This is a genomic window from Pseudomonas sp. MH9.3 (assembly GCF_034354675.1).
In the GTDB taxonomy this organism is placed as follows: Bacteria; Pseudomonadota; Gammaproteobacteria; order Pseudomonadales; family Pseudomonadaceae; genus Aquipseudomonas.
The window spans coordinates 4,216,945-4,238,489 of record NZ_CP133785.1 but is presented as its reverse complement, the minus strand read 5'-3'; the positions used below and the strand labels follow the sequence as shown (position 1 = coordinate 4,238,489).

Below are 21,545 nucleotides of genomic sequence, written 5' to 3'. Positions count from 1 at the left end.
CTCAGGGCGTCAGTTCCGTACTGAGGTAGTCGATCAGTGCCGCAACGTCCAGCTGCGGCCCGCGCACGAAGTACGACAGCTTGTGTTGCAGGGTCGTCGGGGTAAATGCGCCGTACAGGTCCGGGCGCTGTTCTTCCAGCCATTGCAGCAGGTTGTCGATCAGGGTCTGGGGTGACTGCGCGGCCAGATGCTCAAGCAGCGCCGGCGGTAGCTGCCACCAGGGACTGGTTTTGGCGGCGGTCACCGCACCCGTCATCACCGTAAGCGGGCAGCCATTGATCAGGTAACGCTTAAACACCGGCAATACCTTCGCGGCGCCATCGCCCAGGTGTTGCAGCAGCGGCAGAAACCGGGCGCCGTCCCAGTAGCGCAGAAACACAGCCTGCCCCTCGGGCAGCAGCACCTTGGTCAGGCCCTGCAAATGGGCGATCACGGCGTCCAGCGGGCTGCACGACACCGCCAGCCATCCCCAATCCGTCGATTCGCTGGCGGCGATCCAATCGAGAAAGGCGCTGCCCGGCTCGACAATAGCCACGTAAGGCATGACCTCACCCCACTGCGCGTAGGCCGTCCCTGCCCATACCGCATGAGGCGCAGGCCCGGCAGCCCTGGCTTGCCAGACGGCAAGCGGCCTGGCCTCGCTGGCATTGCCCAGCACCGCATAGAGGGTTTCACCAGCCTGCAAAGGCCACTGCGCCAGCCAGGCACTGGGCGTCAAAGGGATAGGCATCAGGGGAGTTTCCTGTCGACGTTGGCATGTTCGGCGATGTCACACTGCCCGTTTTTGCAGCGCTCGCACTCTTCACAAAACGGCGCGCTGCGCTTCAGGCTCGCCACTTGCACGGGGCTTAGCGGTAACAGCATGACGGCCTGCAGTTTTTCCTTTAAGCCAGGCAGTAACGGTGCCGCACCTGGCGCAGGTCCACCACCGATCTGAATCGGCACACTGCTGAAAATCCCGGCGGCAGACAGCGTGATCGTCTGACCTGCGGCCTGAATCGTGACCGTGGCACCGGCATCGATGACCACGCTTTGCCCTGCGCCAATGCGGATGGTGCCCCCAGCCTGCATCTGCTGCGAACCGCCGACCACCAGGTGATCATCCTGCTTGAGTTCGGTGAGCCGGTTGCCGTGGGTGATGCGTTGTTCTTCGCCCTGCAACTCGTGGTGCGACTCGCCGCCCACCTTCACCCGCCGATGATTGTCGACCTGCACCTGCTGGTCATTGAGCACATGCTGGGTCCAGTCACGCTGGGCACGCAGGTAGATTTCCTCGGCGCCCTTGCGGTCCTCGATGCGCAGTTCGTTGTAACCACCGCCCCCGGGGCTGCTCTGGCTGCGGAAAATGCTGCGGGTCTTGTCGGCCGGCAGGTCGAGGGGCACGGGTGTGGCGGCATTGGGCAGGCAGCCCATGACGACCGGCATATCACTATCGCCATTGACGAAGCCCACCAGCACTTCCATGCCAACCCGAGGAATCAGCACCGCCCCATAACGATCATGGGCCCAGCCGCTGGCAACCCTCAGCCAGCAACTGGAATGCTCGTTATGCTGGCCATCGCGATCCCAGGCCATCTGCACCTTGACCCGGCCGTATTCATCGCAATGAATCTCGCTGTCGACGGGCCCGGTGACCACTGCATTCTGGAAGCCGGATATGTGCGGCCGCGACATAATCAGCGGTGTTCGAAACATCACCTCCCACGGTGTTACAACGAAGTCGTTACGGTAACCCTGAGAGGATTCGTCGCCATAGTCATCAGGCGCAGCCTCCTCCAGCACTTGCGGCTGATGCCCTTCATGGTGCAACTGGGTGATCAGCCACAGATCATTCCATTCCTCACGCGGATGCCCGGCCATCTTCAGGAACTGCCCGCAGACCAAGGCCGGCTGGTCGCTCAACCCCCTGGCCTGGCGATAATCACTGCGATGACGCTCCAACAGGCGTCGCGCCAGGTAGTTGCCGTGATCGCGATCCATGAAGTGCCCAGGATAGGCCTGCTCGTTCAGGTCGGGGCGCTGCTCTCCCGAAGCTGCGCTTTCCAGTACCAGGCTCGGCTTCCGGAAATCGTAGTCCCGCAGGTTCACACCCGTGGTGCGCGTTTCCATCTGCAGGATGAAGCGCTTGATTGCAGGCGTGTCGGCCACCATTCCGGAACCCGGCGAGTACGGGGTGGTTTGATCCGGCTGGGCGAACACGCTTTGATCATCGCCAAACACCAACAAATGGCGCTCGGGGCTGTGCTGAAAGTGATAGTGGATACCCGACTCGACGCACAAGCGCTGGATGAACTGCAGGTCGGTTTCATCGAACTGAACACAGTACTCACGCTCGGGATACTTCCCGCTCAGCTGGAATACGAAGTTATCAGCCTGGATGGCCTGGGCCTCCAGCACCAGCGCAATGATCTGCGGCACGGTTTTTTTGTGGAACATACGCTGGTGGGTGCTGTGCTCCAGATAAGCCAACTGCGGCACCAGGGCTATCTGATAGCGGGTCATACGCCTGCCCGAATCACCTTGTGCCACTCGATATACCTGGCCGTGAACGCCTCGGCCCTGGGGGTCAAACGCCAGGAAGGCCTGCCGGTGCAGCAGGCTTTCAATGTCCAGATCAGGTTGTTCGCAGACCAGTTCGAGGTCGAAGCGAAAAGGCAGGCTGATAAATTCATCCCCCGAAAACCCCTGAACCTTGAGTTCACTGGGCTCTCCGTCGAGGGTCAGGGTAAATGCACTTTGATTGGCGAGAGCGAACATCCGGTGTTTCTCTGCGAGGGAGTAGGCGAGCGATTCTGCACCACTGCCCTGCCCCACCGAACACGTGCCAGGCAAATCAGTAAAAGCCTACGTGGGCACGTGTGAATTTTCGCCAACCCCAGGTAAACCGCACATAAAAAAGCCCGCCATCCAGAGGATGCGGGCCTTTGTGCTAACTCAACGGACGCTTAACGCCCGGCGAATTACTTGTTGAGATTGTAGTCTTTTTCCGCAGCATCAAAACGCTCGACCATCGCAGCGGTCGGCGCGCCCATCTTGCTCACGAAGTAGATCGCCAGGCTGGCGAAAATAAAGCCTGGGATGATTTCGTACAGCCCCAGCAACTCGAAGTGCTTCCACACGATCACGGTGATCGCGCCCACCAGGATACCGGCCAGTGCGCCGTTGCGGGTCATGCCTTTCCAGATCACCGAGATCAGCACCACCGGGCCGAACGCAGCACCGAAACCGGCCCAGGCGTAGCTCACCAGCCCGAGTACACGGTTTTCCGGGTTGGCGGCCATGGCGATGGCGATCAACGCCACCACCAGCACCATGATCCGGCCGACCCACACCAGCTCAAGCTGGGAAGCGCCCTTGCGCAGGAACGCCTTGTAGAAGTCTTCGGTCAGGGCGCTGGAACACACCAGCAGCTGGCAGCTCAGGGTGCTCATCACCGCGGCTAGGATGGCCGACAGCAGGACACCGGCGATCCACGGGTTGAACAGCAGCTTGGCCAGCTCGATGAACACACGCTCAGGGTTTTCGGTCACGGGACCGGCCACTTCCGGGTGCGCCGAGAAATAGGCAATGCCGAAGAAGCCCACCGCCACAGTGCCGCCCAGGCACAGGATCATCCAGGTCATGGAGATGCGACGTGCGTTGGCGATCGACTTCACCGAATCCGCCGCCATGAAGCGCGCCAGGATATGCGGTTGGCCGAAGTAACCCAGGCCCCAGCCCATCAGCGAGATGATGCCGATGAAGGTGGTGTTTTTGAGCATGTCGAAGTTGGTCGGGTCCTGGGCTTCAATCGCCAGGAATGTAGTGTCGACACCGCCGGTGGCCAGCAGCACGATGATCGGTGTGAGGATCAACGCGAAGATCATCAGAGTGGCCTGCACGGTATCGGTCCAGCTCACCGCCAGGAAACCACCGATAAAGGTGTAGGCAATCGTCGCCGCCGCACCGGCCCACAACGCCGTCTCGTAGGACATGCCGAAGGTGCTTTCGAACAGCCGGGCACCGGCCACGATGCCGGAGGCGCAGTAAATGGTGAAGAACACCAGGATCACCACCGCAGAGATGATGCGCAGCAGGCCGCTGTTGTCTTCGAAGCGGCTGGAGAAGTAGTCCGGCAGGGTCAGGGCATCGCCGTTGTGCTCGGTCTGAACCCGCAGGCGACCGGCCACGAACAGCCAGTTGAGGTAGGCACCGACGATCAGGCCGATGGCGATCCAGCTTTCCGACAGGCCGGACATGTAGATCGCGCCCGGCAGGCCCATCAACAACCAGCCGCTCATATCGGAAGCACCGGCCGACAAGGCGGTTACCACGCTACCGAGGCTGCGGCCGCCAAGGATGTAATCGGAAAGGTTGTTGGTGGAGCGATAGGCCATCAGGCCGATCAGCACCATTGCTGCGATGTAGATCACGAACGTGATCAGGGTAGGATTGCTAACGCTCATAAGAGTGACGCCCTGGCATTGTTTTTATGTAGCGACGGTTGCGCACGCTACCCACTGTGTAGCGGATAGACGAACCTGCGTGCCGCGCATTTATGACTGGCGTTTCCCCAGGAAAGCCGCCAGCCGATGAACCGAACCTCGAAGGTGGTTGCACCTTGGCCGCGAATGCTATTCAACAAAGTAAATAAGGTGCAACCAGTTTCTTGAGAATAAGTTGCACCTCGATGTGTTTCAGCTTCAAATCCGCTTTTTTTGCTCCTTTTCGGAGCAAGCAATGCGTACCTCAGAAACAAAATGCACCAGCAAGAAACACCGGTGCCCCTTTCAGATGAACCGTCGAATGTTTCATGCATAAAAAGGGTTGCACCCGGTTGCACCTTCGCCTGCGCTAACGCTAATCTTGCCGCCAGCAGATGCCACTCGGTTAGTGGCACCCATGAGGATAAGAAAATGGCTACGACCACCCTTGGGGTCAAACTCGACGACCCGACCCGCGAACGCCTCAAGGCTGCCGCGACCTCCATTGATCGGACCCCGCACTGGCTGATCAAGCAGGCGATTTTCAATTACCTGGAGAAACTGGAGGGTGGTGCAACCCTGACCGAACTCAACGGTTTGAGCAGTAAGGACGCCGATGAAGCGGGCGAGGTCCAGGCCGACCACGCGCACCAGTGCTTCCTCGAGTTCGCCGAAAGCATCCTGCCACAGTCCGTGCTGCGCGCCTCGATCACCGCCGCTTACCGCCGCCCGGAGCCGGAAGTGGTGCCGATGCTGATCGAACAGGCACGCCTGCCGGCGTCGATGGCCGAGGCCACCAATAAGCTGGCCGCTTCGATTGCCGAGAAGCTGCGCAATCAGAAAAGCGCCGGCGGTCGTGCCGGGATTGTTCAGGGACTGCTGCAGGAGTTTTCCCTGTCGTCTCAGGAAGGCGTGGCGCTGATGTGCCTGGCCGAAGCGTTGTTGCGGATCCCGGACAAGGGCACCCGCGACGCGCTGATCCGCGACAAGATCAGCACCGGAAACTGGCACCCGCACCTGGGCAACAGCCCGTCGCTGTTCGTCAATGCTGCCACCTGGGGCCTGCTGCTGACCGGCAAGCTGGTCGCCACCCATAACGAAGCGGGTTTGACCTCGTCCCTGAGCCGCATCATCGGCAAGAGCGGCGAGCCGATGATCCGCAAGGGCGTCGACATGGCCATGCGCCTGATGGGCGAACAGTTCGTCACCGGCGAAACCATCGCCGAAGCCCTGGCCAATGCCAGCAAGTTCGAAGCCAAGGGCTTCCGCTATTCCTACGACATGCTCGGTGAAGCCGCACTCACCGAACACGATGCTCAGAAGTACCTCGCGTCGTACGAGCAAGCCATTCACTCCATCGGCAAAGCGTCTCACGGCCGTGGGATTTATGAAGGCCCGGGCATCTCCATCAAGCTCTCCGCCCTGCACCCGCGCTACAGCCGTGCGCAGTACGAGCGCGTGATGGACGAGTTGTACCCGCGCCTGCTCTCACTGACGCTGCTGGCCAAGCAGTACGACATCGGCCTGAACATCGACGCCGAAGAAGCCGACCGTCTGGAGCTGTCCCTGGACCTGCTCGAACGCCTGTGCTTCGAGCCGCAACTGACCGGCTGGAACGGCATCGGCTTTGTGATCCAGGCCTATCAGAAGCGTTGCCCGTACGTGATCGACTACGTCATCGACCTGGCGCGCCGCAGCCGCCATCGCCTGATGATCCGCCTGGTCAAAGGTGCGTACTGGGACAGCGAGATCAAGCGCGCCCAGGTCGAAGGCCTCGAAGGCTACCCGGTGTATACCCGCAAGGTGTACACCGACGTGTCCTACATTGCCTGCGCCCGCAAACTGCTGTCGGTACCGGAAGCCATCTACCCGCAGTTCGCCACGCACAACGCCCACACCCTGTCGGCCATCTACCATATCGCCGGTCAGAACTATTACCCCGGCCAGTACGAGTTCCAGTGCCTGCACGGCATGGGCGAGCCTTTGTACGAGCAAGTGGTGGGCAAGGTTTCCGAGGGCAAGCTGAACCGTCCGTGCCGCGTGTACGCCCCGGTCGGCACCCACGAAACGTTGCTGGCCTACCTGGTGCGCCGCCTGCTGGAAAACGGCGCCAACACCTCGTTCGTCAACCGCATTGCCGACCAGTCCATCTCCATTCAGGAGCTGGTGGCCGACCCGGTGGCCAGCATCGAGCAAATGGCCACGCTGGAAGGCGGCTTCGGCCTGCCGCACCCGCGTATCCCGTTGCCGCGCGACCTGTACGGCAGCGATCGCGCCAACTCGGCCGGTATCGACCTGGCCAACGAACACCGGCTGGCGTCGCTGTCCTGCGCCCTGCTCGCCACGGCCCACAACGACTGGAAAGCCGCGCCGATGCTCGGTTGCGCCTCCAGCGATCAGGCGGCGGCGCCGGTGCTCAACCCGTCCGACCTGCGTGACATCGTCGGCCATGTGCAGGAAGCCACCGTCGAAGACGTCGACAATGCAATCCAGTGCGCCATCAGCGCCGGCCCGATCTGGCAGGCCACCCCGCCCGCCGAACGTGCTGCGATCCTGGAACGCGCCGCCGACCTGATGGAAGGCGAAATCCAGCCCCTGATGGGGCTGCTGGCCCGCGAAGCCGGCAAGACCTTCGCCAATGCCATTGCCGAAGTGCGCGAAGCCGTGGACTTCCTGCGTTATTACGCGGTGCAGGCGCGCAACGATTTCACCAACGACGCCCATCGCCCCCTTGGCCCGGTGGTGTGCATCAGCCCGTGGAACTTCCCGCTGGCGATCTTCAGCGGTCAAGTCGCTGCCGCACTGGCCGCCGGCAACCCGGTATTGGCCAAGCCAGCCGAGCAGACGCCGCTGGTCGCCGCCCAAGCCGTGCGCATCCTGCTCGAAGCCGGCATACCTGAAGGCGTGCTGCAACTGCTGCCGGGCCAGGGCGAAAGCGTGGGTGCCCGTCTGGTGGGCGATGAGCGCGTCAAAGGGGTGATGTTCACCGGTTCCACCGAGGTCGCACGCTTGCTGCAACGCAATGTCGCCGGTCGCCTCGATGCCCAGGGCCGCCCGATCCCGCTGATCGCCGAAACCGGCGGCCAGAACGCGATGATCGTTGACTCTTCGGCGCTCACCGAACAAGTGGTGATCGACGTGGTGTCCTCGGCCTTCGACAGCGCCGGCCAACGTTGCTCGGCCCTGCGTGTGCTGTGCCTGCAGGAAGATTCGGCAGACCGTGTCATCGAAATGCTCAAGGGCGCCATGGCTGAATGCCGCCTGGGCAACCCGGAACGCCTGTCGGTGGACATCGGCCCGGTGATCGACGCCGAAGCCAAGGCCGGCATCGAGAAACACATCCAGGCCATGCGTGACAAAGGCCGCAACGTGTATCAGGTGGCGATTGCCGACGGCGAAGAGATCAAGCGCGGCACCTTCGTGATGCCCACCCTGATCGAGCTGGAAAGCTTCGACGAACTGCAACGGGAGATCTTCGGCCCGGTGCTGCACGTGGTGCGCTACAAGCGCAAGGAGATCGACCAGCTCATCGGCCAGATCAATGCGTCCGGCTATGGCCTGACCCTGGGCGTGCACACCCGCATCGACGAGACCATCGCCAAGGTGATCGACAACGTCAATGCCGGTAACGTCTACGTCAACCGCAACATTGTGGGTGCCGTGGTCGGCGTGCAGCCGTTCGGCGGCGAAGGCTTGTCGGGCACTGGTCCGAAAGCCGGTGGACCGCTGTACCTGTACCGCCTGCTGTCGACCCGTCCTACGGATGCCATCGAGCAGTCCTTCGTACGTTGCGACAACCTGGCCGCCCCGGACGTACGCCTGCGCGATGCCATGAGCCAGCCACTGAACGCCCTGAAAAGCTGGGCTGACAGCCACACCTTCAGCGAACTGAGCGCCCTGTGCACCCAGTTCGCCGCGCAATCACAAAGTGGTATCACCCGCCAGCTGGCCGGCCCGACCGGCGAACGCAACAGCTACGCCATCCTGCCCCGCGAGCACGTGTTGTGCCTGGCGCAAATAGAGGGCGACCTGTTGACCCAACTGGCGGCGGTATTGGCGGTAGGCGGCTCGGCGGTATGGCCGGAAACCGACCTGACCAAGGCCTTGTTCCCACGCCTGCCGAAGGAGATTCAGGCGAAGATCAAGCGCGTGGCCGACTGGACCAAAGACGAGGTGGTGTTCGACGCGGTCCTGCACCATGGCGACTCCGACCAACTGCGCGCGGTCTGCCAGCAAGTGGCGCAGCGTGGCGGGGCGATTGTCGGAGTGCATGGCTTGTCACAGGGCGAAACGTCGATTGCCCTGGAACGCCTGGTCATCGAGCGCGCGTTGAGCGTGAACACCGCCGCGGCAGGCGGTAACGCCAGCCTGATGACCATCGGCTAACTGACGAAATGCGCTAAAAATGTGGGAGGGGGCTTGCTCCCGATGGCAGTGTGTCAGTCACCCTTGTAAGACTGACACACCGCCATCGGGAGCAAGCCCCTCCCACATTGGGTCTGCGTTCTGCCCTTCCATCACGCAAATCAATCTTGCTATCCAGCCTCTATTGGCGCACTTAGACTCAGGCCATTCCCTTAGAAGGTAAGCCGCCATGTCCGAGACGCTGCTCAGTTCCCGCAATCTGGCTTTCGAGCTGTATGAAGTCCTCGATGCCGAGGGCCTGACCCAGCGCGAGCGGTTTGCCGAGCACAACCGCGAAACCTTCGATGCGGCCATCAGCACCGCGCGCTCCATCGCCGAAAAGTACTTCGCGCCGCACAACCGCAAAAACGACGAAAACGAACCGCGCTACGAAGACGGCAAGGCCATCCTGATTCCGGAAGTGAAACCGGCGGTGGATGCGTTCCTCGAAGCCGGCTTTCTCAACGCAGCACGCAGTTTCGAAGCGGGCGGCATGCAACTGCCCACCCTGCTGTCGCAAGCCTGTTTCGCGCATTTCCAGTCGGCCAACGCTGCGTCCACCTCCTACCCGTTCCTGACCATGGGCGCCGCCAACCTGATCGAGAGTTTCGGCACTGAGGAGCAGAAGCAGCGCTTCCTGCAGCCGATGATCGACGGGCGTTTCTTCGGCACCATGGCCCTCACCGAACCCCACGCCGGTTCGTCCCTGTCGGATATTCGTACGCGCGCCGAGCCTGCGGCTGACGGCAGCTACCGCCTCAAGGGCAACAAGATCTTCATCTCCGGCGGCGACCACCCGCTGTCGGAAAACATCGTGCACATGGTGCTGGCCAAGCTGCCGGATGCGCCGGCCGGGGTGAAGGGCATTTCGCTGTTTATCGTGCCCAAATTCCTGGTCAACGACGACGGCAGCCTGGGCGAGCGCAACGATGTGCTGCTGGCCGGGCTGTTTCACAAGATGGGCTGGCGCGGCACTACATCAACCGCGCTCAACTTCGGCGATAACGGGAACTGCGTCGGTTATCTGGTGGGCAAACCGCACCAGGGCCTGAGCTGTATGTTTCAGATGATGAACGAAGCGCGGATCGGCGTGGGCATGGGCGCCGTGATGCTCGGTTACGCCGGTTATCTGTATTCCCTGGACTACGCGCGCGAGCGCCCGCAAGGTCGTCTGCCGGACAGCAAAGACCCGGGCACCGCGCCGGTGTCGATCATCCAGCACGCCGATATCAAGCGCATGCTGCTCACCCAGAAAGCCTACGTCGAAGGCGCCTTCGACCTGGGCCTGTACGCTGCGCGGCTGTTCGATGACACCACCACGCTGGCCACCGACACCGAGCGCAAACAGGCCCATGAGCTGCTGGACCTGCTCACCCCCATCGTCAAATCCTGGCCGTCGGAGTTTTGCCTCAAGGCCAACGAACTGGCGATCCAGATCCTCGGCGGCCACGGTTATACCCGCGAATACCCGGTGGAGCAGTACTACCGCGACAACCGCCTGAACCCGATCCACGAGGGCACCCACGGTATTCAGTCGCTGGACTTGCTGGGGCGCAAGCTCGCGCAGAATGGCGGCGCAGGCCTCAAGCAGCTGATTCGATTGATCGCCGAGACGGGCGCACGGGCCCAGGAACATTCGTCACTGACCGCGCTGCGTGAACCGCTGGAGCAGTTGGTCACCCGTCTGCAAGGCGTAACGCTGGGACTGCTCACCGACCTCGGCCAGGGCAAGGTCAACAGCAGCCTGGCGAACTCGGCGCTGTACCTGAAAGTGTTCGGGCACACGGTGATCGGCTGGCGCTGGCTGGAACAGGCGATTCGCGCCGAGGAAGGGCTGGCCAAAGGCAATGCCGCGGACGCAGCCTTCTATAAAGGCAAGCTTCAGGCCGCCCGGTATTTCCTGACCTGGGAAGTACCGGGTTGCCATCACGAACTGGACATTCTGGAGGCGCGCGACGACACGTGCCAGGGGATGCAGGATGAGTGGTTCTAGGACTGGATCGCCTTGGAAATCACCTCGACCGTGGCGCTGACTTGCTCTTGGTAACGGTCGAGTTCCTGCTGGTGACGCTGCTGCATCTCGATCTGCTCGGCGCACAGATTGAGCGCGGCCAGTACCAATAACTTGTCACCGATCAGGGTCGGGTACTTTTTCTTGGTAGTGGCCAGGGATGCCTTGAGCATCGTCACGGCGTGCAACAGGGTCTGGTCTTCCCCGGCCGGCGCCTTGATCGAGTAATCCTCACCGAGAATCGAAACGACCTTTATCCCATCGTTCATGCGCTGACAGGCCCTGCGCTTACACGCTCAACGAGTGCCTGGATGCGCGCGGCGGTAGCGCCGTGCTTTTCTTCCTGCTCCATCAGGCTCAGTTGCAGGCTGTCGTTTTCATCCCTGGCGCTGGCCAGTTCGGCCTTGAGGGATTCGTTGTTGCTCAGCAGCTCTTGATTGTGCTGTACCAGGTCGCTGACCAGTTGTTCCAGTTGGCTGAGGGATGCTTCTAACATTTTGATTTCTCGAGCTTTTTAAAAGGGCGGTGACGATAAAGAAAATTCACCTCGGATGCCAGGGTTATCCCCCGGCGCGCAGCCCGATATTCCGGGGCCGGGCTGCGCTTTCGAGCCTTAGTGACTGCAATTACCCCATCTGGTTCCTGAATCGGTCAACGCCCTGACCAGCTGCGACAAAAGCGCACGCCCGCTTCAGACTTCGGCCACTGCGCCGATAGCGCATGCACACCCCGTCTCATGGCCGCATGGATCGCGCTTCACCCCAGGACTCCAGCATGTCTCTTCGTAATATGAATATCGCGCCGCGCGCCTTTTTGGGCTTTGCGCTGATTGGTGCACTCATGTTGTTTCTCGGCGTGTTCGCCCTGAACCAGATGAGCAAGATCCGCGCGGCCACCGAAGACATCACCCTGGCCAGCGTGCCCAGCATTCGCGCCCTGGATGACTTCACCCAATTGACCCTGCGCCTGCGGGTGCTGTCGTACCGCCTGCTGACCAACCGCGAGCCGGACGTGCAGCAGAAAACCCTGGAAGCCTTCGAACTGCGTAACCAGCAGATCCGCTCGGCCCAGGGCATTTATGAAAAACTGATCGAAGGCCAGGAAGAACGTGCCGCCTACGACGAATACGTGCGCTTGCTCGGCCAGTACCGCCAGATCGAAGAACGCATGAAGAGCCTGTCCCGGGCCAACCAGACCGATGAGCTGCGCGTGCTGCTCAACACCGAGCTGCTGAGCAACTCCGAGCAGGTCAACGCGGTATTGGCGCGCTTGCTCGACCTCAATAACAAGATGGCCCTGGCCACCAATCAGGAGGCTGCGGACCAGTACAGCTCGGCCTTCAATCTGGTGGTGGGCCTGCTGGCGATCACCACCCTGATGACCGTGTTGTTCGCCTGGCTGCTGACCCGCAGCATCACCTCGCCGATCTCCCAGGCCCTGGATGCCGCCGAAGAAATCGCCGAAGGCAACCTCACGCGTCCAATCAAGGTCGACGGCAACGACGAAGCCGGTCGCCTGCTGGCGGCCATGGCCAAAATGCAGGAAAAACTGCGCGACACGCTGCAACGCATTTCCGGCTCCGCCACCCAGCTTGCGTCGGCAGCCGAGGAGCTGAACGTCGTGACCGACGAAAGCGCCCGTGGCCTGACCCGGCAGAACAACGAAATCGAACAGGCCGCCACCGCCGTCAACGAGATGACCAGCGCCGTGGAGGAAGTCGCGCGCAATGCCGTCAGCACCTCCGAAGCGTCGCGCAACGCGACCGCCTCCGCCGGTGACGGCCGTGATCTGGTGCAGGAAACCGTCAGCGCCATCGAGCGCATGAGCGGTGATGTGCAAGCCACCGCCACCTTGATCGGCGAGCTGGCCAATGAATCGCGCGATATCGGCAAGGTGCTCGACGTGATCCGTGGCCTGGCCGACCAGACCAACCTGCTGGCGCTGAACGCGGCGATTGAAGCGGCGCGTGCCGGCGAAGCCGGGCGTGGCTTTGCCGTGGTGGCCGACGAGGTGCGCGCGCTGGCCCACCGCACCCAGCAATCGACCAGCGAAATCGAACGCATGATCGGCAGCATTCAGGCCGGCACCGAGCACGCGGTGGATTCGATGCGCAACAGCACCGAACGCGCCGAATCGACCTTGAGCATCGCCAAGGGCGCGGGGCTGTCGCTCGATACCATCAACACGGCGATTGTGGAAATCAACGAACGCAACCTGGTGATCGCCAGCGCCGCCGAAGAACAGGCGCAGGTGGCGCGGGAAGTGGACCGCAACCTGGTGAATATCCGTGACCTGTCGGTGCAATCGGCGACCGGCGCCAGCCAGACCAGCGCGGCAAGCAGCGAGCTGTCGCGCCTGGCGGTGGACTTGAACGGGATGGTCGGCCGCTTCCGCCTCTGACTGACTGCACCGGTTCAAAAATGCGGGCCCCTCAAAATCTTCGAACGGTGGCGAGCAGGCTTGCCCTAATGCCGTTCAGTCAAGCGCAGATTCCCTGTGGCGAGCAGGCTTGTCCTGCGTTGGGCTGCGCAGCAGCCCCAAAACCAGACGCTGAGCCGTATCAGGTACACCGCGTTTTGCTCGATGGGGGCGCTTCGCACCCCAACGCAGGGCAAGCCTGCTCGCCACAGGGATATGGGTTTCCTGAAATAGTTAGTCGATACATTTGATACCGACACACCGCTATCAGGCGCAAGCCCCCTCCCATATTTGATCTGTGCAAATCAGAAAAAGCTTTTTGACAGCGCAGCAATTCAACAGGTTAGAATCCCTGGCACGCAGACTGCATGGTCAGTTTGCGCCTTGTCCTTTTTGCTCACGGAGTAACTGCCTTTGAATGCGACAACCATCAACAGCCTGTTCTTGATCGGCGCGTTGCTGGTGAGTGCGAGCATTCTGGTGAGTTCTCTTTCGTCCCGCCTGGGCATCCCGATCCTGGTGATCATCCTGGCCGTGGGCATGGTCGCCGGCGTCGACGGCGGCGGCATCATCTTCGATAACTACCCGACCGCCTACCTGGTGGGCAACCTCGCCCTCGCCGTGATCCTCCTCGACGGCGGCCTGCGCACGCGGGTGGCGAGCTTTCGCGTGGCGCTGTGGCCGGCATTGTCGCTGGCCACGGTGGGGGTGCTGATCACCACGGGCCTTACCGGCATGGCGGCGGCCTGGCTGTTCGACCTCAATATCATTCAAGGCTTGCTGATCGGCGCGATTGTCGGCTCCACCGACGCCGCCGCGGTGTTTTCGCTGCTGGGCGGCAAGGGCCTGAACGAGCGGGTCACCGCCAGCCTGGAAATCGAATCCGGCAGCAACGACCCGATGGCGGTGTTTCTCACCGTCACCCTGATCGACATGCTCGCCAGCGGCCAGACCGGCCTGCACTGGAGCCTGCTGACACACCTGGTGCGCGAGTTCGGCATCGGCGGCATCATCGGCCTGGGCGGCGGCTGGTTGATGCTGCAGATGGTCAACCGCATCAACCTGGCGGCGGCCCTGTACCCGATCCTGGTAATCGCCGGCGGCCTGTTCGTGTTCGCCCTGACCAACGCCCTGCACGGCAGCGGCTTCCTCGCGGTGTACCTGTGCGGCCTGGTGATCGGCAACCGGCCGGTGCGCAGCCGTCATGGCATTTTGCATATGCTCGACGGCATGGCCTGGCTGGCGCAGATCGGCATGTTCCTGGTGCTGGGCCTGCTGGTCACACCCCACGACCTGCTACCGATCGCCCTGCCCGCCCTCGGCCTGGCGCTGTGGATGATCCTGTTTGCGCGGCCGCTGTCAGTGATCGTCGGCCTGCTGCCGTTCAAGGCCTTCCACGGCCGCGAAAAAGCCTTTATCGCCTGGGTCGGCCTGCGTGGCGCGGTGCCCATCATCCTCGCGGTGTTCCCGCTGATGGCCGGCTTGCCCCATGCGCAGCTGTATTTCAACCTGGCGTTCTTTATCGTGCTGGTGTCGCTGCTGGTGCAGGGCACCAGCCTGCCGTGGGTGGCCAAGCTGCTCAAAGTCACCGTTCCGCCAGACCCCGCGCCTATCTCCCGTGCCGCCCTGGAAGTACACGTCACCAGCGAGTGGGAGCTGTTCGTCTACCGCCTGGGCGCAGAAAAATGGTGCATCGGCGCAGCCCTGCGCGAGCTGAAAATGCCCGAGGGCACGCGGATTGCCGCGCTGTTCCGAGGCCAGCAACTGCTCCATCCGTCGGGTAGTACGGTGCTGGAAGTCGGCGATCTGCTCTGCGTAATCGGCCATGAGCACAACCTGCCGGCCCTCGGCAAGCTGTTCAGCCAGGCGCCGCAACGGGGCCTCGACCTGCGCTTCTTCGGCGACTTCGTCCTCGAAGGCGACGCCCAGCTGGGCGCGGTCTCGGCGCTGTACGGGCTCAAGCTCGACGGCATCGACCCGGACATGCCGCTCAGCCGCTTCATCACGCAAAAGGTCGGCGGCGCGCCGGTAGTGGGCGACCAGGTGGAGTGGAACAACACCCTGTGGACAGTCGCGGCCATGGACGGGAACAGAATCGGAAAAGTCGGCGTCAAATTCCCCGAAGGAAGTCGCCCGGGTCCCGGACTCTTCCTCTAAACTGCGGGGCCACGACGCCCCCCGATTTTTCACCTAGCACGACCGGTCTCTATGCCAACCCTGCGCACTTTTTTTGCCTCTGCCCTGCTCGGCCTGACCCTTTGTGTCGGCACCGTCAACGCTGCCGAACCGCCCAGCGCCGACGCCATCCAGCAAACCCTGGACAAGCTGCCCGACCGCAAGCTGCCCGACGCCGACATGAAGGCGTTGCAGGGCATCCTGCAACAGACCCTGACCTACCTGGGCAACCAACAGGATTACGAGCAGCGCCTCGCCGACCTCAAGCGCCAGCTGGCCGAAGCGCCGCGCGAGACCATCGACAATCAGCGCGAGCTGGCGCGCCTCAAGGCCACCAAGCCGATCCCCGTGGCCCAACGCTACGCCAACCAGCCCGTGTCGCAGCTGGAGCAACTGCTGGTGCAACGCACCACGCAGCAAGGCGATCTGCAAAAGGCCCTGGCCGACGCCAACAGCCTGACCATCGCCGCCCAGACCCGCCCGGAACGCGCCCAGACCGAGATCAGCAGCAGCCAGACGCGCATCCTGCAGATCAATTCGATCCTCAAGACCGGCAAGGACAACGGCAAGGCGATCAACGCCGACCAGCGCAACCAGCTGAACGCCGAACTCGCCGCGCTGAATGCGCTGATCCCCCTGCGCCGCCAGGAGCTGGCCGGCAACAGCCAACTGCAGGACCTGGGCAACAGCCGGCACGACCTGATCCAGGAAAAAACCGCACGCCTGGAGCAGGAAATCCAGGACCTGCAAACCCTGATCAACCAGAAACGCCTGGCCCAGTCGCAGCAGACGGTGACCCAACAGTCCATCGAAGCGCAGAAAGCCGGTGGCAGCAGCATCCTCGCGACCGAAAGCGCCGAGAACCTGAAGCTCTCCGACTACCTGCTCAAAAGTACCGACCGCCTCAACGACCTGACCCAGAAAAACCTGCAGACCAAGCAGCAACTGGACACCGTCACCCAAAGCGATTCGGCGCTGGACGAGCAGATCAACGTGCTCAAGGGCAGCCTGCTGCTCTCCAAGATTCTCTATAAACAGAAGCAGGCCCTGCCCCACCTCACCGTGGACCGCGACCTGGCCGACGACATCGCCAACATTCGCCTGTACCAGTTTGAGGTCAACCAGCAGCGCGAGCTGATCAGTTCGCCCACTGCCTATGTGGATAACCTGCTGGCCAACCAGCCACCGGATGATGTCACCCCGCAACTGCGGCGCACCCTGCTGGAACTGGCGGTGACCCGTAGCGACCTGCTCGAACGCCTGAGCCGCGAGCTGAGCGCCCTGCTCAATGAATCCATCACCCTGCAACTGAACCAGAAACAACTGCTGAGCACCGCCACCACCCTGCGTGCCACCCTCGATGAGCAGATGTTCTGGATCCCCAGCAACAAGCCGCTGGACGCCGAGTGGCTGGAAACCGTGCCGGCACACCTGAGCAAGCAGGTCACCACGCTGCCATGGGCCTCCAGCGTCAGCGAACTGTACGACGGCCTGACCCAGCGCCCGCTGCTGTTTCTGCCATTGCTGCTGTTGATCGGCGCGCTGTTGTGGCGGCGCAAGGCGCTGTACCACCGCTTGAACCGGGTCCACCTGGACATCGGCCACTTCAAGCGCGACAGCCAGTGGCACACGCCGCAGGCCATCCTGATCAATATCCTGCTGGCGATGCCGGTGTCCCTGGGCCTGGCGCTGTGCGGCTATGCGCTGCAGATCGACGCCCGTGGGCAAAACGCCAACCTCGGCTCGGCCCTGCTGCAGCTCGCCCAGGCGTGGCTGGTGTTCTACACCGCCTATCGCATCCTCGCGCCGGGCGGCGTGGCCGAACTGCACTTTCGTTGGGAGAAACCCCAGGTTCAATTCCTGCAAGGCTGGGTACGCAAGCTCGGGCTGGTGGTGCTGGCGCTGGTGGCGGTGGTGGCGATTGCCGAACACCAACCGGCGGCGCTGGCCGACGATGTGCTGGGCATCGGCGTGGTGCTCACCTGCTACGCCTTGATGGCCTGGCTGCTGAGCCGCCTGCTGCTCAACAGCCCGACCCACGAAAAAGCCTCTCTGTTTCGCAAGGTCGCGGGCATTCTGTTTACCGCCCTGCCCGTCGCGCTGTTTGTCGCGGTGTGCTTCGGCTATTACTACACCGCGCTCAAGCTCAGCGACCGCCTGATCAACACCCTGTACCTGCTGATGTTGTGGCTGGTGATCGAAGCCACGTTCGTGCGCTGGCTCAGCGTGGCCGCGCGGCGCCTTGCCTACGCGCGGGCCCTGGCCAAACGCCAGGCCGCCAAGGAAGCCGGTGAAGGCGAAGCGGTGGTTGAAGAGCCGACCCTGGACATCGAGAAGGTCAACGAACAATCCTTGCGCCTGATCCGCCTGGCCCTGCTGGGTGGCTTTATCGCCGCGCTGTACTGGGTGTGGTCGGACCTGATCTCGGTATTTTCCTACCTGGACAACGTCACGCTCTACGAATACACCAGCGGCACCGGCGCCAACATCAGCATGGTGCCCATCAGCATCGGCGACCTGCTCGGCGCGCTGATCATCGTCGGCATCACCTTCGCCCTGGCGCGCAACCTGCCCGGCCTGCTGGAAGTGCTGGTGCTGTCCAAGCTGGAGCTGGCCCAGGGCAGCGCCTACGCCATCACCACGTTGCTGTCCTACGTGATTGCCGGCTTCGGTATTGTGTCCACCCTCGCCACCCTCGGCGTGAGCTGGGACAAGTTGCAGTGGCTGGTCGCGGCGCTGTCACTGGGTATCGGTTTCGGGATGCAGGAAATCTTCGCCAACTTCATCTCCGGCATCATGATCCTGTTCGAGCGTCCGGTGCGCATTGGCGACACCATCACCATCGGCAACCTGTCGGGCACGGTGAGCAAGATCCGCATCCGCGCCACCACCATCACCGACTTCGACCGCAAGGACATCATCGTCCCGAACAAAACCTTCATCACCGGGCAACTGATCAACTGGTCGCTGACCGACACCATCACCCGCGTCACCTTGAAGCTGGGCGTGGACTACGGCTCCGATCTGGACCTGGTGAAGGAATTGCTGCTCAAGGCCGCGCGGGAAAACCCACGGGTGTTGAAAGACCCGGAACCCCACGTGTACTTCCTCAACTTCGGCGAAAGCACCCTCGACCACGAGCTGCGCATGCACGTGCGCGACCTGGGCGACCGCAACCCGGTGCTGGACGAGGTCAACCGCTACATCAACAGCGAATTCAAAAAGCAGCACATCAACATCTCGTTCCGCCAGATGGAGGTGTACCTGAAAAACATGCACGGTCAGGAATACAAACTGGTGCCCGTGGAAGACGAGCGCAAGACCCTTGTCGGCCCGGTTCCGGAGCCTGAAGTACCCGAGCCGCCTGCCGCCAACGTGGTGGACGCACCGGAACCGCCGCCGAGCAAACTCGACTAAACCGCCCTTCCCCAGCAGAATGCTCGGACATTCTGCTGGAGATGGCCGGTGAAAGCCCTCGACGAACTGACCTTCGACAACCGCTTCGCACGCCTGGGCGATGCGTTCTCAACCCACGTGCTGCCAGAACCCCTCGACGAACCGCGCCTCGTGGTGGCGAGCGATGCCGCCATGGCGTTGCTCGACCTCGACCCGGCCGTGGCCCAAACGCTGGTATTTGCCGAACTGTTCAGCGGCCATAAATTGTGGGAGGCCGCAGAACCGCGGGCGATGGTTTATTCCGGGCATCAGTTCGGCGGCTACAGCCCGCAACTGGGCGATGGGCGCGGACTGCTGCTGGGCGAGGTGTATAACGCGGCGGGCGAGCACTGGGACCTGCACTTGAAGGGCGCCGGCATGACGCCTTACTCACGCATGGGCGATGGTCGCGCCGTGCTGCGCTCCTCGATTCGCGAATTCCTTGCCTCCGAAGCCCTGCATGCCCTGGGCATCCCCAGCAGCCGCGCGCTGTGCGTGATCGGCTCCAGCACGCCGGTGTGGCGCGAAAAACAGGAACGCGGCGCGATGGTCCTGCGCCTGGCCCCGAGCCATATCCGCTTCGGCCATTTCGAATACTTCTACTACACCAAAAAGCCCGAGCAGCAGGCCGAACTGGCCGAACATGTGCTCAACCTGCACTACCCCGAATGCCGCGAGCAGCCCGAGCCGTACCTGGCCATGTTCCGCGAAATCGTCGAACGCAACGCCGAGATGATCGCCAAGTGGCAGGCCTACGGCTTCTGCCATGGCGTAATGAACACCGACAACATGTCGATCCTCGGCATCACCTTCGACTTTGGCCCGTTCGCGTTTCTTGACGACTTTGATGCGCACTTCATCTGCAACCACTCCGATCACGAAGGGCGCTACTCCTTCAGCAATCAGGTGCCCATCGGCCAATGGAACCTCAGCGCACTGGCCCAGGCACTCACGCCATTTATCAGCGTGGATGCCTTGAAAGAGGCGCTGGGCCTGTACCTGCCGCTGTACCAGGCCCACTATCTGGACCTGATGCGCCGCCGACTGGGGCTCACGACCGCCGAAGAGGATGATCAGAAACTGGTAGAGCGGCTGCTCGCGCTGATGCAGAACAGCGGCGTGGATTACACGCTGTTCTTCCGCCGCTTGGGCGATGAGTCGGCCGCACTGGCCGTGGCGCGGTTGCGCGATGATTTTGTCGACCTGGCCGGCTTTGATGCCTGGGCCGAGCTGTACAAGGCACGCGTTGCGCGCGATGGCGAGTACAGCCAGGCGCAACGCCGTGAGCGGATGCACGCGGTCAACCCGCTGTATATCTTGCGCAACTATTTGGCCCAGAACGCCATCGCCGCCGCCGAGTCAGGCGATTACAGCGAGGTGCGCAGGCTGCATGACGTGTTGAGCCGGCCTTTTGAAGAGCAGGCCGGGATGGAGCAATACGCACAGCGCCCGCCGGATTGGGGTAAGCATTTGGAGATTAGTTGTTCGTCGTAAGGAGACGGATGGTGAGATTTTCCGACATACCAGCAGCACTGTTACGCAGCACCCATTTACAGCTTGCCGCGCCGACAATCGCCAAAGCAGCCAAACGAATCGACCTCACCACCGCCCGCCGCAATACCCGCAGCATCAACGTGGCAGAGCGATGCGGGTTCGAATGCGAGGCGGTGCTGTCCAATGCGCGGATCGACAATGCAGGGGTGGTGGACGACACCTGTGTGTATGTGTTCAAAGGCGCGTCTAGATAAAAGTTTCCACCGACACGCCAAAACGATCCGCCAGCCAGCGGATCTGCCGCAGGTTGAGCTGGCGTTTGCCGCTCAGTACTTCAGAGACCACTGATTGGGCGCCAACACCCGGCAAGTCGCTCTGAGTGAGGTTGTGCTCGCGCATCATATAGCGCAGAACATCGACGCCACTGGCCACAGGCATAGGACGATGCTCTTGATCGTAGGCCTCGATCCAATCGCTGAGGATGTCCACCAGGCTCATCAGCGGACTGTCCCCATCCTCGCCGATCAGACTCAATAACTCGTCTAATCCGCACACCAGAGCGTCGTAGTCCGCCTCGTTTTCCGGCTTTCGCAGCACGGGTGAGACAAATTGCCAGTGGTCGGCAGCGACCCGCATAAGCGCACTCATCTGATTTTTTCCTTCCATTTATCTTTCTCATAATCGCGATGATCAAGCAGGTGCTTGATGTAAACGCGTTGCACCCGATAGTCCACACAAGCAATCAATCTCAGCTTGTTGCCCCAATATCAAACACATGAAAATCGCCGACCTTGTCAGTGGCGGGAAACATGGTCTTCATTGCTGCAAAGTCCTTGGGGTGGTTTCGCTTCATAACCCGATACCACTGATCCAAAGCTGTTGCTGAACGGGGCCACTGTTCCTTTGCTTCCCAGATCCTTTTCTCGCTGATCACTCGCATGCAACATCCCTATCGCATCTTGCTATGGAGATTAAGCCCGAACGCAGACTATCGCAATTTGCGATAACGCCAAACGGGCCAATGGTGCTGTTTCGAACAAGCACTCCTAGCCTAGATAGGCCAGCGAGGATCAACACGGACGATTCTGTGAGCATATGCTTCACCGCAGCCGTGCTTGATAAAGTCCACGCCTGACGCCAAATAG

The 21,545-nt window shown here is 61.9% G+C and carries 13 protein-coding genes and 2 pseudogenes; 8 read left to right on the top strand and 7 right to left on the bottom strand.

Annotated elements, in window-relative coordinates:
- Position 1: 1 nt before the first annotated feature.
- The 3 genes from RHM60_RS18815 to putP all read right to left on the bottom strand — a co-directional run bounded on the left by RHM60_RS18815 (position 2) and on the right by putP (position 4,445).
- Positions 2 to 730 (bottom strand): DUF4123 domain-containing protein, encoded by a 729-nt coding sequence (locus RHM60_RS18815; RefSeq protein WP_322212467.1) that lies wholly within the window; start codon positions 728 to 730, stop codon positions 2 to 4.
- Positions 730 to 2,757 carry a type VI secretion system tip protein VgrG gene (locus RHM60_RS18810; RefSeq protein WP_322212466.1) on the bottom strand — a complete coding sequence of 676 codons (2,028 nt, stop codon included), beginning with the start codon at positions 2,755 to 2,757 and terminating at the stop codon, positions 730 to 732. Before RHM60_RS18810 ends, RHM60_RS18815 begins: the two co-directional genes overlap by 1 nt.
- A 203-nt stretch (positions 2,758 to 2,960) precedes the next feature.
- Positions 2,961 to 4,445 (bottom strand): sodium/proline symporter PutP, encoded by a 1,485-nt coding sequence (putP, locus tag RHM60_RS18805; protein ID WP_322212465.1) that lies wholly within the window; start codon positions 4,443 to 4,445, stop codon positions 2,961 to 2,963.
- Between the two features lie 450 nt (positions 4,446 to 4,895).
- Here putP and putA point away from each other — a divergent pair, with 450 nt between their 5' ends.
- On the top strand, positions 4,896 to 8,849 hold the full coding sequence (putA, locus tag RHM60_RS18800; protein ID WP_322212464.1) for a trifunctional transcriptional regulator/proline dehydrogenase/L-glutamate gamma-semialdehyde dehydrogenase: 3,954 nt from the start codon (positions 4,896 to 4,898) through the stop codon (positions 8,847 to 8,849).
- Positions 8,850 to 9,057: 208 nt separating this feature from the next.
- The gene (locus tag RHM60_RS18795; RefSeq protein ID WP_322212463.1) at positions 9,058 to 10,860 is read left to right on the top strand and encodes an acyl-CoA dehydrogenase; all 1,803 of its coding nucleotides are present in this window, start codon (positions 9,058 to 9,060) and stop codon (positions 10,858 to 10,860) included.
- Here RHM60_RS18795 and RHM60_RS18790 read toward each other — a convergent pair.
- On the bottom strand, positions 10,857 to 11,147 hold the full coding sequence (locus tag RHM60_RS18790) for a cell division protein ZapA (protein ID WP_057008469.1): 291 nt from the start codon (positions 11,145 to 11,147) through the stop codon (positions 10,857 to 10,859). The two genes, RHM60_RS18795 and RHM60_RS18790, sit on opposite strands and share 4 nt — an antisense overlap.
- Positions 11,144 to 11,374: a hypothetical protein gene (locus RHM60_RS18785; protein WP_209987708.1), complete on the bottom strand. Its 231-nt coding sequence runs from the start codon at positions 11,372 to 11,374 to the stop codon at positions 11,144 to 11,146. The genes RHM60_RS18790 and RHM60_RS18785 overlap by 4 nt, the downstream gene beginning before the upstream one ends.
- A gap of 224 nt (positions 11,375 to 11,598) precedes the next feature.
- On the opposite strand from RHM60_RS18785, the pseudogene RHM60_RS25730 reads away from it, so the two are divergent.
- From RHM60_RS25730 to RHM60_RS18760, 6 genes and pseudogenes are all read left to right on the top strand, one after another.
- Positions 11,599 to 12,375 (top strand): annotated as a pseudogene (locus tag RHM60_RS25730) (MCP four helix bundle domain-containing protein); the annotation flags it as partial.
- A 30-nt stretch (positions 12,376 to 12,405) separates the two neighbouring features.
- Entirely contained in the window at positions 12,406 to 13,278 is an 873-nt protein-coding gene (locus RHM60_RS25725; protein ID WP_373460638.1) for a methyl-accepting chemotaxis protein, read from the top strand.
- 432 nt (positions 13,279 to 13,710) lie between these two features.
- The gene (locus tag RHM60_RS18775) at positions 13,711 to 15,453 is read left to right on the top strand and encodes a potassium/proton antiporter (RefSeq protein WP_322212458.1); all 1,743 of its coding nucleotides are present in this window, start codon (positions 13,711 to 13,713) and stop codon (positions 15,451 to 15,453) included.
- A gap of 51 nt (positions 15,454 to 15,504) precedes the next feature.
- On the top strand, positions 15,505 to 18,888 hold the full coding sequence (gene mscK / locus RHM60_RS18770; protein WP_209987698.1) for a mechanosensitive channel MscK: 3,384 nt from the start codon (positions 15,505 to 15,507) through the stop codon (positions 18,886 to 18,888).
- A 48-nt stretch (positions 18,889 to 18,936) separates the two neighbouring features.
- Entirely contained in the window at positions 18,937 to 20,400 is a 1,464-nt protein-coding gene (gene selO / locus RHM60_RS18765; protein ID WP_322212457.1) for a protein adenylyltransferase SelO, read from the top strand.
- Positions 20,401 to 20,408: 8 nt separating this feature from the next.
- Entirely contained in the window at positions 20,409 to 20,654 is a 246-nt protein-coding gene (locus tag RHM60_RS18760) for a GNAT family protein (protein WP_322212456.1), read from the top strand.
- On the opposite strand, the gene RHM60_RS18755 is transcribed toward RHM60_RS18760, so the two are convergent.
- Together RHM60_RS18755 and RHM60_RS18750 are read right to left on the bottom strand one after the other, a co-directional pair.
- Positions 20,647 to 21,048 carry a helix-turn-helix domain-containing protein gene (locus tag RHM60_RS18755; RefSeq protein ID WP_209987689.1) on the bottom strand — a complete coding sequence of 134 codons (402 nt, stop codon included), beginning with the start codon at positions 21,046 to 21,048 and terminating at the stop codon, positions 20,647 to 20,649. The genes RHM60_RS18760 and RHM60_RS18755 overlap by 8 nt on opposite strands.
- A pseudogene (locus RHM60_RS18750) lies at positions 21,045 to 21,340 on the bottom strand (type II toxin-antitoxin system HigB family toxin). Before RHM60_RS18750 ends, RHM60_RS18755 begins: the two are co-directional and overlap by 4 nt.
- Positions 21,341 to 21,545: the final 205 nt, after the last annotated feature.

Coding starts and splice junctions, on each gene's coding strand:
- RHM60_RS18815 (WP_322212467.1), bottom strand. CDS start 730: ATGCCTATCCCTTTGACGCCCAGTGCCTGGCTGGCGCAGTGGCCTTTG.
- RHM60_RS18810 (WP_322212466.1), bottom strand. CDS start 2,757: ATGTTCGCTCTCGCCAATCAAAGTGCATTTACCCTGACCCTCGACGGA.
- putP (WP_322212465.1), bottom strand. CDS start 4,445: ATGAGCGTTAGCAATCCTACCCTGATCACGTTCGTGATCTACATCGCA.
- putA (WP_322212464.1), top strand. CDS start 4,896: ATGGCTACGACCACCCTTGGGGTCAAACTCGACGACCCGACCCGCGAA.
- RHM60_RS18795 (WP_322212463.1), top strand. CDS start 9,058: ATGTCCGAGACGCTGCTCAGTTCCCGCAATCTGGCTTTCGAGCTGTAT.
- RHM60_RS18790 (WP_057008469.1), bottom strand. CDS start 11,147: ATGAACGATGGGATAAAGGTCGTTTCGATTCTCGGTGAGGATTACTCG.
- RHM60_RS18785 (WP_209987708.1), bottom strand. CDS start 11,374: ATGTTAGAAGCATCCCTCAGCCAACTGGAACAACTGGTCAGCGACCTG.
- RHM60_RS25725 (WP_373460638.1), top strand. CDS start 12,406: ATGGCCAAAATGCAGGAAAAACTGCGCGACACGCTGCAACGCATTTCC.
- mscK (WP_209987698.1), top strand. CDS start 15,505: ATGCCAACCCTGCGCACTTTTTTTGCCTCTGCCCTGCTCGGCCTGACC.
- RHM60_RS18760 (WP_322212456.1), top strand. CDS start 20,409: ATGGTGAGATTTTCCGACATACCAGCAGCACTGTTACGCAGCACCCAT.
- RHM60_RS18755 (WP_209987689.1), bottom strand. CDS start 21,048: ATGAGTGCGCTTATGCGGGTCGCTGCCGACCACTGGCAATTTGTCTCA.